Source organism: Mesorhizobium sp. M0676 (assembly GCF_040320535.1).
Lineage (GTDB): Bacteria > Pseudomonadota > Alphaproteobacteria > Rhizobiales > Rhizobiaceae > Mesorhizobium.
Genome location: NZ_JAMYPU010000024.1, coordinates 33,561 through 48,634 on the forward strand (window position 1 = coordinate 33,561; position 15,074 = coordinate 48,634).

A 15,074-nucleotide genomic window follows, 5' to 3' on the forward strand; every position below is an offset into this window, starting at 1 on the left:
GATGTTACAACGGGATGTTGTCGTGCTTCTTCCAAGGGTTCTGCATGTCCTTGTTGCGCAGCATGCGCAGCGCCCGCGCGATGCGGCGGCGGGTCGAATGCGGCATGATCACCTCGTCGACATAGCCGCGTTCGGCGGCGACGAAGGGCGACAGGAAGCGGTCTTCGTAAGCCTTTGTGTGGGCTGCGATCTTTTCGGCGTCGCCGATATCCTTACGGTAGATGATCTCGACCGCGCCTCTCGCCCCCATCACCGCGATCTGCGCCGTCGGCCAGGCATAGTTCATGTCGCCACGCAGGTGCTTTGAGGCCATCACGTCATAGGCGCCGCCATAGGCTTTGCGGGTGATGACCGTGATTTTCGGCACGGTCGCCTCGGCGTAGGCAAACAGGAGTTTCGCGCCATGCTTGATCAGGCCGCCATATTCCTGCGCGGTGCCGGGCAGGAAGCCGGGGACGTCGACGAAGGTGACGATGGGAATGGAAAAACAGTCGCAGAAGCGCACGAAGCGCGCCGCCTTGCGGCTTGCGTCGGAATCGAGCACGCCGGCCAGCACCATCGGCTGGTTGGCGACGAAGCCGACGGTGCGGCCTTCGACACGGCCGAAACCGGTGACGATGTTCTTGGCAAAGTTCTGCTGGATCTCGAAGAAATCGCCTTCATCGGCAACTTTGAGGATCAGCTCCTTGATGTCGTAAGGCTTGTTGGCGTTGTCCGGGATCAGCCGGTCGAGCGACAGATCATGGTCGGTGACCGACTGGTAGCACTCGATCTCAGGAAGCTCCGACGTGTTGGACGCCGGCAGCAGATCGACCAGCCGGCGCATCTGCAACAGCGCCTCGACGTCATTGTCGTAGGCGCCATCGGCGATCGAGGATTTCGTCGTGTGGACGGACGCGCCGCCAAGGCTCTCGGCGGTCACCGTCTCGTTGGTGACGGTCTTCACCACATCCGGCCCGGTGACGAACATGTAAGAGGTGTCGCGGACCATGAAGATGAAGTCGGTCATGGCCGGCGAATAGACGTCGCCGCCGGCGCAAGGGCCCATGATCACGGAAATCTGCGGAATGACGCCGGAGGCCAGCACATTGCGCTGAAAGATCTCGGCATAGCCGCCAAGCGCCGCCACGCCTTCCTGGATGCGGGCGCCGCCGGCGTCGTAGAGGCCGATGATCGGCGCGCGATTACGCAGCGCCATCTCCTGCACCTTGATGACCTTTTCGGCGTGCGCCTCCGACAGCGAGCCGCCGAAGACGGTAAAGTCCTTGGCGAAGAGATAGACCGGACGGCCATTGACGGTGCCCCAGCCGGTGACGACACCATCGCCGGCGATCTTGGTTTTCTCCATGCCGAAGTCGGTCGAGCGATGCTCGACATACATGTCGAACTCCTCGAACGAGCCTTCGTCGAGAAAGACCTCGATACGTTCGCGCGCCGTCAGCTTGCCCTTCTTGTGCTGGGCGTCGATGCGGGTCTGGCCGCCACCCATGCGGGCGATCTCGCGGCGGCGCTCGAGTTCCTTCAGCACGTCCTTCATCGCTCGGTCTCCAGAAATGGCAGCTGCATTTGTGGTAATGATGCCTGCAGGCGTGTGCAAGCGCCGCTTTCGGCCTCGATTATTGCGCTGCAACATGTGGCCCCTTGCATTCCGGAGCGAACTCAGCCATATGCAGCCCATAGGCGCTTGGGCCGGAGATTCCGGCCTTCTCGACAAATGAGACTGGTTGCGTCTGTTTTCCCTCTTTCCGGTATATCGGCCTCTCTTTCCGATACATCACGAAGTGGCGAAAGAGCCCCGTGGCATGACGCCTGCGGGCACGACAGCGCAGCCGAGTGGACGTTACCGTCCGCCCGCCTTGTCGTTTCATATCAAATTTTTCGACGGCAGGTTGCGCCCTGCCGCCATCGATGTTTGCGGCCAAGACCGCGTGAAAGAAGACTATTTTGACCAACGAAAACACCTCAGCCGGTAACGCAATCTCGACCGGCACCACTGCGGACCTTACCGGTTTCGCAGCTCTTGGGATCACCGGCGCGCTGCTCAAGGCGACGCATGGCGCCGGCTTCACCGAGCCGAAGCCGATCCAGACGCAGGCGATCCCGCCGCAGATGGAAGGCCGTGATATCTTCGGCATCGCCCAGACCGGCTCCGGCAAGACCGCGGCCTTCGCGCTGCCGATCCTGTCGAAGATCATCGCGCTCGGCACCAAGCGCCGGGCCAAGACCACCCGTGCGCTGATCCTGGCGCCGACGCGCGAACTCGCCGTCCAGATCGAGGACACGATCAAGATCCTCGCCAAGGGCGCGCATGTCTCAACCGCTCTCGTGCTTGGCGGCGTCTCGCGCTTCAGCCAGGTGAAGAAGGTTGCGCCCGGCGTCGACATCCTGATCGCCACGCCCGGCCGCCTGACCGACCTGGTGCGCGAGGGCGACCTCATTCTCTCCGACACCAAATGGCTGGTGCTCGACGAGGGCGACCGCATGCTCGACATGGGCTTCATCAACGACGTCAAGCGGATCGCCAAGGCGACCGCGCCCGACCGTCAGACGGTGCTGTTCTCGGCCACCATGCCCAATGAAATCGCCGAACTGGCGAAGGGCCTGTTGAAGAACCCGATCCGCGTCGAAGTCGCGCCGCAGAGCACCGCTGCTGCCGAAATCGTACAGGGCGTTGTCTTTGCCCGCACCAAGCAGAAGCGCCAGGTGCTGTCGACGATGCTCGCCGACGAAGCGATGAAGTCCGTCATCATCTTTTCGCGCACCAAACATGGCGCCGACCGGGTGACCAAGGACCTCGAACGCGACGGCTTCAAGGCCGCCGTCATCCACGGCAACAAGTCGCAGAACGCCCGCCAGAAGGCGCTCAACGATTTCCGCGAGGGCTCGGTGCGCATTCTCGTGGCGACCGACATCGCGGCGCGCGGCATCGACGTTCCCGGCATCAGCCATGTGGTGAATTTCGACCTGCCGGATGAGGCCGAAAGCTATGTCCACCGCATCGGCCGTACCGGCCGTAACGGCATGGACGGCATCGCCATCACGCTTTGCGATCCTTCCGAAAACAGCAAGCTGCGTCAGGTCGAGCGCATCATCCGCAGCAAGCTGCCGATCGTTGCCGACCATCTCGGCAGCCCGGATCCGGTGCGCAATCCGGCCGAAAAGAACGAGCGCTTCGAGCCCGCCAATGATCGCAACGACCGCAATGGCCGTCGCGACGGCAGGCGGCCCGGTGGCCAGAACAACGGCTTCGCCAAGAAGCGTTTTGGTGACAAGCCGGCCTTTGCGGGTGCAAGCGAGCGCAAGCCGGAAGGCGCCAAGGCCTTCAAGGGCAACAACAAGCGCCGCTTCGGCGGCAAGCGGCCCGCGGCGCGGGCTGCCTGATCAGACGAACCGGTCAGGCTCGTCGAGCCTGGCTTGATTGCTGACGATTGAATATGAGGACGGCCGGGGCAATGCTTCGGCCGTCCTTTTTCGTTTAGGGCTGCCCGGTAATTGCCTGAACCCACACGACGATCCGCTGCGCCAGGAATGCCGTGGTCGAGGGCGACAGCGCGTCGCCGGCAATGACGTGGTCGTCGGGATCGCCATTGTCGTCGACGGGCACCAGTTCATGCGGTGCGCCCCAGCGGCCGGCGATTTGGCGGGTGCGATCCTGGCGCACCACCTTGTCGGAATCCGAGAAGATGAACAGCGCCGGTATGGTTGCCTTCTCCACAGGCGCTCCGTAGGCAAGGTTGGTCAGCGCCGCCATCGGCAGCACGGCCGCCATTGGATATATGTGCGTCCAGAGTTTCTCGTGCAGCGCGTTGCGGGTCGGAAAGCTGCGTTCCTTGCCGCCGACGAACTCGGCGATCTGCCTGCCCCAGGGCAGGGTCAGCAGCTCGGCGCCTGAAGCCCTGACGCCGAAATTCGGCGAGATGAATGCGATTGCAGCGACGCCGTCCGATGCACCCGGCTCAATCGCCGCCCATGCCGCCAGCGAGCCGCCGGTCGAGGTGCCGATGACGATCACCTTGTCGCCGATGGCCCGGCCGATGGCGAGCGCCTCCTCATAGTCGTTGATCCAGGCATTGACGCTGCCTTGCGCCATAGCGGCGCCGTCCTGCCCATGACCGGTGAGGCGGGTGTAGAAAAGGTTGGCGTCGAGTTGGTCGGCGACCTCGTCGGCCAGCGGGCGAACCTCGCCCTTCGATGCCGAAAAGCCATGGATATAGACGATCGCCAATGGCGTCCTGGCGTGAACCATCGGATCGGCCCAGATGATTTCTTTCTCGAGCCCGTCGCGGACGTTGGGCACGGCAGCCTCTTCGCGCGCAATATACGCTTGCGGATCGTCGCCGATCACCTTGGGGTCGAATCTGATGGTTGTGTCGACGGGAACGCGCGGACCAAGCAGGAAGGCCAGGACAAGGATGATGACGACGCCCAGCACCGCAAGCACGATCCGCCGCCCCATCTCAGACTCTACGACAATTCTAAAGCTATGGCGGCCGGTGCAGTCAGGCAACAGCCGGGCTGTGGACAGCTATTCGTTCGGCGGCTTGCGGTCGAAATTCAGCGGCCGCCCTGTCCAGCGGGTCGCCGTGCTGATGAACCACCGGCAGACTGGCCTTGGCAGCAGTGCCAGCAGCTTCAGCCCCCAGCTCAGCCGGTGAGGGAAGGTAACCTCGAAGCCGCCATGCTCGATGCCGCGCAGCAGGCGGCGCGAGGCGCGGTTGACCGGCATCAGCCCCGGCATCGGCAGCATGTTCTTTTCCGTCAGCGGGGTGTCGATGAAGCCCGGATTCATCACTTGGATCCGGACATTCATCTTGTCGAAATCGTATTTCAGCGACTCGGCCAAGATGTTGATCGCCGCCTTCGAGCCGCCATAGGCCGCCGTGGTCGGCCAGCCGAAATAGGCGGTAACCGATCCGACAAGCACGATATGGCCGCGCGCACGGATGCGCATGCGCTCCATGAGCGGGACGAGGCCATTGATGATACCGAAATAGTTGACCTCGAAGGTCTGGCGAAAGTCGCGGACCCTGAGGTCTTCGCCGGGCGTGGCGATGTAGTTGCCGGCGTTGAAGACGGCGAGCACGATCGGCCCGAGCTCCTTTTCAATCGCCGCCACCGTGCTTGCCATGCGCGGCTCATCGATGACGTCGCAAGGGTAGGCCACGACACGTCCCGGCATCTGCGCCGTCTCGACGATGAGCGCGTCGAGTGGGTCGCCGTCGAGTGCGGTGACCGCGACGACAAAGCCCTTTGCCGCGAGGTCCTTGGCCAGCGCACGGCCGATGCCGCTGCTGCCGCCGGTTATCCAGGCGACGCCGTGCTTCGGGTTGGCCCGGTAAAGTGTCATTCTGCGCCCTGCCGATCTGTCATTAGTGCTCTAGCGGTGAAAAAATCGAATGAAAAGAGCGCTTTTCCGTACTGGTTGAAATGATCGTCATCGCGCGTTGTCCGGCCGCGGGAGATTGCAGTGCCCGAAATGCGACTGGACCAGGCGAATTCTTGCCTTGAAACGCACGCTTCGGGTTTCTAGGGTCTCGCCGCAGCTACATAAGGAATCCCGGATGCCCCGTTCTGTGATCGAAGCGATCGGCAACACGCCCCTGATCCGCCTCAACAAGGCCTCGGAGCAGACCGGCTGCGAGATCCTGGGCAAGGCCGAGTTCATGAACCCCGGCCAGTCGGTCAAGGATCGCGCCGGCCTGTTCATAATCCGCGACGCCGAACAACGCGGGCTGTTGAAGCCGGGCGGCGTCATCGTCGAGGGCACGGCAGGCAATACCGGCATCGGCCTGACGCTGGTCGCCAAGGCGCTGGGCTATCGCACAGTGATCGTCATTCCCGACACCCAGAGCCAGGAAAAGAAGGACACGATCAAGCTGCTTGGCGCCGAGCTGATCGAAGTGCCGGCGGTGCCTTACAAGAACCCCAACAATTACGTGAAACTGTCGGGGCGGTTGGCCGAGCAGATGGCGAGGTCGGAGCCGAACGGCGCGATCTGGGCCAACCAGTTCGACAACGTTGCCAATCGCGACGGCCATATCCGCACCACGGCGGAAGAAATCTGGACGCAGACCGGCGGCAAGGTCGACGGTTTCGTCTCGGCGGTGGGTTCGGGCGGAACGCTGGCCGGCGTCGCCTTCGGGCTGAAGGCCAGGAGCAGCAACGTCAAGATCGCGCTCGCCGATCCGCTGGGTGCGGCGCTCTATTCCTTCTACACCAGTGGCGAATTGAAGTCCGACGGCAGCTCGATCACCGAAGGGATAGGGCAGGGGCGCATCACGGCAAATCTCGATGGGTTCACGCCGGACTTCTCGTTCCAGGTGCCGGACGAGGAAGCGCTGCCGATCGTCTTCGACCTGATCCAGGAAGAAGGCCTGTGCGTCGGCGGTTCGACCGGCATCAACATTGCCGGCGCGATACGGCTGGCGCGCGAGCTTGGCCCCGGCCACACCATCGTGACCATCCTTGCCGACTATGGCACGCGCTACCAGTCGAAGCTGTTCAACCCGGAATTCCTGCGCGAGAAGAACCTGCCGGTGCCGGGCTGGATGGATGAGCGCAGCACAATTCCGGTGCCGTATGAGAAGGTCGCCTGATGGCGCACAGAACAGAAGCGCTGTTTCGCGACGACGCCTATCTCAGAGCGGCTGACGCCACCGTTGTCGCCATCAACGAGCGCGGCGGCATCATTCTCGACCGGACCATCTTCTATGCCACATCGGGCGGCCAGCCTGGCGATACCGGCACATTAGAGCGCGCCGACGGCAGCCGCATCGCCATTGCCGCCACCATCACCGGCGAGACCAAGGACGAGATCATCCATGTGCCAGCGCCGGAGCAACCGGCACCCGAGGTCGGCGAGCAGGTGAAACTCGCCATCGGCTGGGAGCGGCGGCATCTCCTGATGCGCATGCACGCAGCTTGCCATTTGCTCACCGTAGTCTGTCCGTTTCCGATTACCGGTGCTGCGGTTTCCGAAGATGACAGCCGCGTCGACTTCGACGCTCCCGATGCCGGCTTCACCAGGGAAGACGTCACCGCCGGGCTGATGGAGCTGGTGCGAGCCGATCATCCGATCTTCGTCAGGCTGATCACCGACGAGGAACTGGCAGCCAATCCTGGCCTGGTGAAATCCAAGAATGTCCGGCCGCCCGCCGGCACCGGCAAGATCCGCCTGGTCTGCATCGGCGACAACGCTCCGATCGACAGCCAGCCCTGCGGCGGCACCCATGTCAAAAGCACCGGCGAAGTCGGTGAAATCCATATCGGCAAGATCGAGAAGAAGGGCCGCGAAAACCGGCGTTTTCGCATTCGCTTCGGACCGCTGCCGGTGAATTAGGGTCAAATAGCACGTGGCCTCTATATTGCTCAGCCGGTCTGAGACACCTTGGCTTAACCAAGGTGTCGGAAACTGGACGGTGATCGCTCAACCCATGCTTCGATCTGGTCGGTGACAAACTTGGCTGCTTGATGGTGGATGAAGTGGCCAGCCCCGGGCAAAGCAATCACGGCGGTAACGTTGTCGACTTCTCGGAAGGTCCCGTCAAAAGCGCTTGACGGCACATAGGGATCGTCGGAGCCAAACAGCACAAGGGTCGGCGCCTTGACCAAAGGCAGCTGGCCCAGATCCGGCACCCTGCCAAGCGGTATGTTGGCCCTGTAGTAGCCCAGCATCGCTTCCGGATCGGATCGCCTGAGCGAATCTGTCAGGGCCTGCCTGTCCTGCGGATCGGCGACCCAGGTGGCGAGTTTGTCGATGTCCAGCATCTGGGTGGCGCCCGGGACCTGGAAGCCACGTACATATCCGATGATCTCGGCATTGGCCGGATCGGCGACCGCACGCAGATAGTTGCGGGGGTGCGGTGCCGACAGCAGGATGAGATGGCGCACGACCTGCGGCACGCGTATGGCCAGCCACCATGCGATGATGCCACCCCAGTCATGGCCGACAATAGCGGCCTGGGTCAGCTTTTCCGCTGCAAGAACAGCCAGCACGTCGTTGACCAGGTGGGTCAGCGCATAGTTGCCATGGCCTTGTGGTCCATCGCTTTGTCCGAAGCCCCTCAGGTCCGGCGCGATCACCCGATATCGGTCGCAGAGCGCTTGCATCTGCCGGCGCCAGCCCATTCCGTGATCCGGAATGCCATGCAGAAACACAATCGGCGGGCCTGAGCCCGCCGCTGTGTAGTGCAGTTTGACGTTGCCATTGACGGCAACCCTAGATTCAAACGCCACTTCCTGTTCCGTCAATTGCAATCCATTCGAAGCAGTAGTCCGAGCTGGGAGGCTCGAACCGCCGGCCTACATCTTGACTTCGAGGCGCAGGAACGGGCCGTTGAATGTCTGGGTGCTCTTGTCCGCCATCTCAAGCAGATTGTGCCACTGTTCGACCCGATAGCCTGCGGTGAACGTGGTATTTTCCCACGGTTTGAGAGTCACGCCACCGGAAAGGTCTATGCTGGTAACAACCTTGTTGGAATGCTGGCTTTCGCTGACGTTGATATCTGGATCAGGAGTAGGATCGCTTGGATCGCTCTCATGTTCGTGGAGGCTAAACTTGTCCGTCCGTCGGCCCCACATAGCCGAGCCCGAAACCGCACCGGTAAGACCCCACGTCTCACCCAGCGGATAGTAGACTTCGGCGCCGAGGCGCGGACCGATGCCGTAGAACTCGGATGAGCCAAGCTTGTCAGCGTTGCCGCCCTTGTCGGCCGGATCATTGGGAGTGGCGCTCACATTGAAATTCAGCTTCTCCTTGGAGTGCAGCAAGCGCAGACCGCCGAAGAATCGGATGTCGGCGCCCTGCGCCTCGACATGCTTGCCGATATCGAAGTCGAGCGTTTGGAAATTGTAGCTGTTGCCGAACGACAGGCCGATGACGCCGCCACTTTGCGGGACATTCAGACTAAAGTCGTTGTCCTGGCCGGCGTGAAAAGTACCAGCGAGCCTCCAGTCCACATCCGAAGAAATCGCTTTGGTGAGCGCCACTGATCCGTAGAGATCGCCGAAATCATTGCCACTGCCGAGCTTGTCGCTGGTATCGCCAAGCTTGTCGACGTTGGATTGATAGACCGCGCCTTCGAAGGCAATCTTGATGCGGGAATCGACCACTGCAGGATCGGTTACCTGTGCATCGGCGGCATGAGCCGCGACCACACCAACTGATGTCACCGAAGCGGCAGACGCTGCAACCGTAGCAAGAAGCTTACTTGAAACCTGATTTCGCATTTTTCCCCGCCTGGAATCGATCTGAATTGATATTAGCCCACTCGCACACTACCGCAGCGGCACCTTTCGTCATAGCTGCCATAATCATTTATCGGGCAGTGTTACGCGTTTGCCACAGAACCCCTTTTATCTCTGCGAATCGAATGTGATAGCGTAGGAGTTTCTGGTCGAGATGTCGGCGCTGGCCGCCTGGTGTCTACGGCTGCGCGGGGGGCATCGATGGACGACCGGATACAAATCGAAAGCGTTCTCAACAACCTCGTCTATGCGCTTTTTGCTCATGGCGGGCAGGCGGAAACGAGTGGTCGGCCCAGCGACTTCGGCAACATGGTTGTCTTTGACAATCCGGAAGCCGTCGACACAATCGTCAAGGCGCCGGAGCTCTTTCGGAAGAACTTCTCCCTGATCTCGGCGCTCGGTTTCAGCCGTTTCAACACGAACGATCAGGATTGGTCGGTCCGGCGTACCATCACCCAGGACGTCTATTTGGCGGCCGCCAAGCCGGCGCAGCAGCATCCCGTTGCGGAAATCTTCGCCACCTGTCTGTCCAGTAGCGACGCCACGCTACCAGCCATCCAGCAAGCGTTGTTCGCCGCGTCGATGACCATATTTTACAGGGCGTTCGGCCTTGTTCCCGATATGGCGGCGACGCTGTTGCTGCTCGACAGGGTCCGCGACGTTCTGAGGCGTCTCCAATATTATTCCTGGGTGACGCCGACGACCGCCGAACGTGGGAACGCTATCCAGGACGCTCGCGCGGTGGTCGCCGATTTCGCATCGCTGCTGATGGCGGATCCCCGCGCCGCTGCGGAGATGGACCGCTTTAGAAGCGAAGCCACAGATATCGAAGGCTTCTCGCCGGTGGAGGAGTTTGTCATGAACTTCTTCGCAGGCGTCGAGACATCGGTGACGACCGCACTTTGGGTGATCGATAGACTGGGGGCAAACCAGCAGGTGCAAGACCGTATCCATGCCGAGGTTCTCTCGGGCGATGCGCAGACGCCGTATACCGATTGCATGATCAACGAAACGATGCGCTTTTTCCCTCCGATTCCGTTCCTGACCCGGGAAGTCGGTGCCGATACGGTTCTCGAAGGTCGGCGTCTCTACGCCGGGCAATTGATCATGGTGTCGATCGTCGGCGTGCACCAGAACCCGGCTTTCTGGTCAAACCCGCGTGTCTTCGATGCCAGCCGGAAGGAGTTCCTCGACAACAGCTTTGATCGGAGGGCCTTCATTCCTTTCCTCACCGGACCGCGCATGTGCGGTGGCGCACGTCTCGGCCGGCTGGAAGTTCGGGAGGCAGTCCTTGCCATTGTGCGCCAGTTTGCTTTTAGCCGGGCCGACGATGTCATCCGGTTCGACTATGCGCTGGCACTGCGCCCGGCGCAGGGTGCCTCCGTCAGTGTTTCGCGTCGATGAAACGCAGGGTCAGGCATGGTCCTGCCAAAACCGAGCGACATAGTCCCCAAATTGCCTTTTGATCATCGCCTTGAGTTCGGCATCATGCGCATAGCGCGCACCCGTCGATACGGCTTTTGATTTCAACTCGAAACCTGGGAACCAGTTGCTCATCGTGGCGGAAACGTTTTCCTGCTGGTTGGCGATGAAGTCCTCGTAGCAGACCTCAGCCACTCTGCTCTGATCAAGGGTGTTCAGGTAATTTTTCCACCTGATTTCGCTGTCGAAAATATGTTGGGCGGTATCCCTGGCAACCCTCTCGGTCAAAATTGTCACCTTGGGGATTCCAGGCAGCGTCTCCCGACTGTCGAACGGCTGGCCAGTATGGAGCATCGAAAGCAGGCTTATGGTTTGATCCACCTTGTTTCTTCTTGAGAGGAAGACATAGAACGAGTTGCCGTCGTCGTTGCCGATTGAATTGCGTGCGAATGGCAGGTTTTCAAAAAAGATCTTGGCGGCGAACACACCGTTCTCAGTCCTTTTCGCCAGGAGCTGGCGACCATAGGCCATTGCCCGCTCGTTGAGTTTTTCAAGATCAATTGTGTTGTCGGCCGACCAGCGTATCATCAGCGGCAAGGCATACTGCCACTGAAAATACTCGGTTGGGATTCCCAAGCCGAACTGTTGCAAGGTTTGGCAATAGGAATGCCCGGCCGTTCGCGGAGTGGTGCAAATCAGGATCTTGGCGGGATTTTCGGTTGAGCTTTGGCGATCATAGGTCGCCGAGATGTATTCACTGTACAAATCGTCGAAATGCATATCCGGAACCAACCCACAATCACACGCCAGATTTAGGCCGCAGACAGGAACCCCAGGATGAGCAGAGCCTGGTCCAGCGTCATCAGCGATGGCGGATCGCCAGCATCGATGTTGTCGACAAGCCACAGATCAGGCCGTGCGAGCCGTGTGCGCTCGATGGCCTGCCGGTCGACGAATTGGCTGTCGCGGCCGTACATCAACAGAACGCGGGCGTCGATCTTGGCAGCGATTGGGAAAAAATCGTATTGGCGGCCGGTCAGTGCGCCAAAATTTCCCGTCGTTGCGGGGTCATAGGCGAGCCGGAAGCCCTCGGGACCGGCTGCGATCCGGTTCTCCACATAGCGATTGAACACTGCGTCCTCGACCGGCCCCATGAGGGATCTGGTGGTGGCCAGATAGTCCTTGGCAGCCGCACGGCTCTCAAATTTAAGCGCACTTTCCTTCATGACGGCGTCTCTCATAGCGTCGACCTTAGGCCCGCCGAGCATTGGAACGTCGTTGAGAACGATTTTCGTGGCCTTGGAGCGAGTCATGTGCAGAAACAACAGCAAGATCGTGCCGCCCCACGAAGTGCCGATGAAGTGGTTCTCCGTGCCGGCGAACTCGCCAAGCGCGCGCAGGCACTTGGAATAGACGTTGATGTCGTAGCCGGAGCCCAGATAGGCGCTACGCCCGCGCCCCAACAGGTCTGGGCAGACAACCAGGAAACCATTGCGGCACAAGAATGTGGCGAGGTAGTTAAAATCGGCACCATTGCCGGTGAAGCCGTGAAGGCAGAAAACTGTGGCGTGAGGCGTGCCGGCTGGCCGCCAGATGCGCACGAACATTGCGGCATACCGGTCATCCAGCCGGATAAGTATTTCTTGCGTCAGTGCCTCGGCAGGCTTGGCCGAACTCATCAGATGTCGCGCTTGCGGACGGCACGCTTGACCGAGCCGCGGTTGTCAATGAAGTCGCGTTTCCAGAACACCGACTTGTCAAGGTTTATGAGCTTGGCGTTCTTGATAAGTGGCAGGATATGGGACGAAGACCGCGTCGCCAGCACCGTGACGGCGGTAGCGTCGCCGCCGGGAAAAGGATTGAGCGGACCGCCATTCTTCGCCCATGCCTCCGCTATCTCGCGACTGGTCTGGATCCATCCAACGTAGGCCACGATAACGTCGTCGATCGAGCCGATCATATGTGTCTGCTGATCCATTTGATAGCGTAGCGTCTTCACCATCAAGCCGAATTCGTAACCATCGAAAGGCGGATAGTGTGCAAGAAAATTGCAAACAAGCCCGAGCGAAGCCGGATTGCTCGGAGTTCGGGAAAACAAGAGATTGCTCATGTCGAGATTTTATTGACCCCGCCCATCCCAGATCATAACCATCACTCCGTACTCGCGACGAAACACGAAAACAATCAGAATCAACACACTGCTGCGGCTGACTACGTCGTGCGCTCGCTGCGCATTCAGATTGTCGGGCCAAACAGGATCCGGAACCGAATGGCCGCCAAAATATAGTAGTCGGCCAACAAGGCAGGAGAACAACGATGGCCGATGACAGCCCTTTCACAGTCGATGCGGACTGGTTGCAGAGCCGTCTTGGCGAGCCCGGCCTGACGATCGTCGATGCATCCTGGTATCTGCCGGCGCAGAAGCGCGATGCGCGCGCCGAGTATGAGGCAGCGCATATTCCGGGTGCGCGCTTCTTCGACCAGGATGCGGCCTCGGACCCAGATGCCAAGCTGCCGCACACGCTGCCTTCGCCGCAGCATTTCGCGCAATATGTCGGCGCCATGGGTATTTCGGCCGACGACACCATCGTCGTCTATGACGGTCCGGGCTTCTTCTCGGCGCCGCGCGCCTGGTGGATGTTCCGTGTCATGGGCGTGTTCCAGGTCTACGTGCTGGATGGCGGCTTCGACCGCTGGAAGGCGGCCGGCCGGCCGGTGACGGCGGAGCCGACCAAGATCGCGCCAAACGTGTTCCACGCAGATTTCGACGCCGCCCGCGTCGCCAGCCTAGCCGACATGCGTCGCATCGTCCAAACGAAAGAAAGCCAGATTGCCGACGCCCGTGGCGCCGGCCGTTTCACCGGCACCGAGCCTGAGCCTCGCGCCGGCGTTCGCTCCGGCCACATGCCCGGCGCGCACAATTTGCCTTATTCGGCGCTGTCACAGAATGGCGCGCTGTTGTCGAAGGACCAGTTGCGCAAGGCCGTTGAGGGTGCCGGTATCGATCTGTCGAAACCGGTCGTCACCTCTTGCGGTTCCGGCATGACGGCGGCCGTCGTCACTCTGGCGCTGGAGACGCTCGGTCACACCGACAACCGGCTCTATGACGGCTCATGGACGGAATGGGGCGGGCTGGCAGACACGCCTGTGGTGACGGGCAAGGAATGATGGCGATGGAAAATGGCGCGCTGGACGACATCGAGGTTACGGTCACGTTTCTGGAAATGCATGTGCCGCCGGCCTATTCGCCGCCGTTGCCCTACAACAGGCAGATCGCGCTGCTCAGGACCAAGGACATTCCGCTGCATTTCTACCGCTATCTGATGGATCGGGTCGGACGCAAATGGCACTGGGTCAATGTGCTGAGGCTGGACGATGACGAGCTTGCCGCCGGCATCCACCGCGAGGACCGCGACATCAGGGTGCTTTATCTCGACGGCGCGCCGGCCGGGTTCTTCGACCTCAAGCCGCATTTGCCAGAGGAAGTCGAACTCGCTTATTTCGGCATGATGGAACATGCGACCGGGCAAGGCATCGGCCGTTGGTTCCTCGGTGCGGCGATCGCCGCAGCATGGTCGTATGGGCCGAAACGGGTAACGGTGCAGACCTGCACGCTCGACCATCCGGCTGCCTTGCCGCTCTACCAGAAGCTCGGTTTTGCGCCGGTGGCGCAAAAGAAGGAGACCGTGCATCCGCTGTCGTTCGCCGAGCGCTCGGCCAGCGTCATGCGGCCGTGACATCCTAATTAGCCGGCTTGTTTTGCGAGACCGACCGCCATCGCAGATTCATCGAGATTCGATAGCACCGGCTGATGATACCCAATTGACGCTTCGATACTTGGCAGGAATCGGGTGGGAAGCATCGGCTTGGATGCATAATTTCTGGTCAACGACACCGGAGATTTCTGCCATGACCATTCAGTTCAAGGCCCTGCCAACCCAGGAGGTCAGAGCCCTGCAGTTTGGAGGCCCGGATGCCTACGGCCACACGCCCGAGCGAAAGATTTCCGACGGCGACGGCATCCCTTGCCGGCACTGTCTGAAGAACATCGCCGCGGGCGACGTCTATCTCGTTCTGGCCTATCGCCCATTCCCGGATCTGCAGCCTTACGCTGAAACTGGTCCGATCTTCCTGCATGCGGAAGAATGCGAACGCGCCCCCGAGACCGAGCAGCTGCCAGAGGTGCTCGAAAGCCCCGACTACATCGTGCGTGGCTATGACGGGGATAATCGCATCGTCTACGGCAGTGGCGGCGTCATCCTGACCTCAGCAATCACGGCGCGGGCCGAAACCCTGCTCGAACGCGACGATATCGCCTACGTCCATGTCCGCTCGGCACGCAACAATTGCTATCAGTGCCGAATCGAACGTGCCTGACAAAAAAAATGCCCGCCGTTGGTCTGGCG

Annotated in this window: 15 protein-coding genes; 7 read left to right on the forward strand and 8 right to left on the reverse strand. The window is 60.9% G+C overall.

What is annotated here, in order from left to right; translation table 11 throughout:
* Positions 1–4 precede the first annotated feature (4 nt).
* Positions 5–1,537 carry an acyl-CoA carboxylase subunit beta gene (locus NKI35_RS23480; protein ID WP_352741580.1) on the reverse strand — a complete coding sequence of 511 codons (1,533 nt, stop codon included), beginning with the start codon at positions 1,535–1,537 and terminating at the stop codon, positions 5–7.
* A 407-nt stretch (positions 1,538–1,944) separates the two neighbouring features.
* On the opposite strand from NKI35_RS23480, the gene NKI35_RS23485 reads away from it, so the two are divergent.
* A complete protein-coding gene (locus tag NKI35_RS23485; protein WP_023672782.1) occupies positions 1,945–3,381 on the forward strand; it encodes a DEAD/DEAH box helicase in 1,437 nt (478 codons plus the stop codon).
* A gap of 94 nt (positions 3,382–3,475) precedes the next feature.
* Here the strand turns inward: NKI35_RS23485 and NKI35_RS23490 are convergent, their stop codons facing one another.
* Together NKI35_RS23490 and NKI35_RS23495 are read right to left on the reverse strand one after the other, a co-directional pair.
* Positions 3,476–4,456 (reverse strand): alpha/beta hydrolase, encoded by a 981-nt coding sequence (locus NKI35_RS23490; RefSeq protein ID WP_023743036.1) that lies wholly within the window; start codon positions 4,454–4,456, stop codon positions 3,476–3,478.
* 69 nt (positions 4,457–4,525) lie between these two features.
* Positions 4,526–5,347 (reverse strand): SDR family oxidoreductase, encoded by an 822-nt coding sequence (locus NKI35_RS23495; RefSeq protein WP_023743035.1) that lies wholly within the window; start codon positions 5,345–5,347, stop codon positions 4,526–4,528.
* 214 nt (positions 5,348–5,561) lie between these two features.
* Here NKI35_RS23495 and NKI35_RS23500 point away from each other — a divergent pair, with 214 nt between their 5' ends.
* Both NKI35_RS23500 and NKI35_RS23505 read left to right on the forward strand, forming a co-directional pair.
* Positions 5,562–6,596 (forward strand): cysteine synthase A, encoded by a 1,035-nt coding sequence (locus tag NKI35_RS23500; RefSeq protein WP_023672785.1) that lies wholly within the window; start codon positions 5,562–5,564, stop codon positions 6,594–6,596.
* Positions 6,596–7,339: an alanyl-tRNA editing protein gene (locus NKI35_RS23505; protein ID WP_352519455.1), complete on the forward strand. Its 744-nt coding sequence runs from the start codon at positions 6,596–6,598 to the stop codon at positions 7,337–7,339. The genes NKI35_RS23500 and NKI35_RS23505 overlap by 1 nt, the downstream gene beginning before the upstream one ends.
* A 53-nt stretch (positions 7,340–7,392) precedes the next feature.
* Here NKI35_RS23505 and NKI35_RS23510 read toward each other — a convergent pair whose 3' ends face one another.
* Positions 7,393–8,250 carry an alpha/beta fold hydrolase gene (locus tag NKI35_RS23510; RefSeq protein WP_023682579.1) on the reverse strand — a complete coding sequence of 286 codons (858 nt, stop codon included), beginning with the start codon at positions 8,248–8,250 and terminating at the stop codon, positions 7,393–7,395.
* 51 nt (positions 8,251–8,301) lie between these two features.
* The gene (locus NKI35_RS23515) at positions 8,302–9,228 is read right to left on the reverse strand and encodes an Lpg1974 family pore-forming outer membrane protein (RefSeq protein WP_352741581.1); all 927 of its coding nucleotides are present in this window, start codon (positions 9,226–9,228) and stop codon (positions 8,302–8,304) included.
* Positions 9,229–9,447: 219 nt separating this feature from the next.
* Between NKI35_RS23515 and NKI35_RS23520 the strand changes: the two genes are divergently transcribed.
* Complete coding sequence (locus NKI35_RS23520) at positions 9,448–10,650, forward strand: cytochrome P450 (protein WP_023714170.1); 1,203 nt, start codon at positions 9,448–9,450, stop codon at positions 10,648–10,650.
* Positions 10,651–10,659: 9 nt separating this feature from the next.
* Here the strand turns inward: NKI35_RS23520 and NKI35_RS23525 are convergent, their stop codons facing one another.
* The 3 genes from NKI35_RS23525 to NKI35_RS23535 are packed head-to-tail and all read right to left on the reverse strand — an operon-like array spanning position 10,660 to position 12,778.
* Positions 10,660–11,448: a Stf0 family sulfotransferase gene (locus NKI35_RS23525; protein WP_023706529.1), complete on the reverse strand. Its 789-nt coding sequence runs from the start codon at positions 11,446–11,448 to the stop codon at positions 10,660–10,662.
* A 32-nt stretch (positions 11,449–11,480) separates the two neighbouring features.
* The gene (locus tag NKI35_RS23530) at positions 11,481–12,347 is read right to left on the reverse strand and encodes an alpha/beta hydrolase (RefSeq protein WP_352741582.1); all 867 of its coding nucleotides are present in this window, start codon (positions 12,345–12,347) and stop codon (positions 11,481–11,483) included.
* Positions 12,347–12,778, reverse strand: coding sequence for a hypothetical protein (locus NKI35_RS23535; RefSeq protein ID WP_023672793.1), 432 nt, complete (start codon positions 12,776–12,778; stop codon positions 12,347–12,349). The genes NKI35_RS23530 and NKI35_RS23535 overlap by 1 nt, the downstream gene beginning before the upstream one ends.
* 206 nt (positions 12,779–12,984) lie before the next feature.
* Here NKI35_RS23535 and sseA point away from each other — a divergent pair, with 206 nt between their 5' ends.
* From sseA to NKI35_RS23550, 3 genes are all read left to right on the forward strand, one after another.
* A complete protein-coding gene (gene sseA, locus NKI35_RS23540) occupies positions 12,985–13,836 on the forward strand; it encodes a 3-mercaptopyruvate sulfurtransferase (RefSeq protein WP_352741583.1) in 852 nt (283 codons plus the stop codon).
* A 5-nt stretch (positions 13,837–13,841) separates the two neighbouring features.
* The gene (locus NKI35_RS23545; protein WP_023682574.1) at positions 13,842–14,405 is read left to right on the forward strand and encodes a GNAT family N-acetyltransferase; all 564 of its coding nucleotides are present in this window, start codon (positions 13,842–13,844) and stop codon (positions 14,403–14,405) included.
* 172 nt (positions 14,406–14,577) lie between these two features.
* Complete coding sequence (locus NKI35_RS23550) at positions 14,578–15,045, forward strand: DUF1203 domain-containing protein (RefSeq protein WP_023706533.1); 468 nt, start codon at positions 14,578–14,580, stop codon at positions 15,043–15,045.
* Positions 15,046–15,074: the final 29 nt, after the last annotated feature.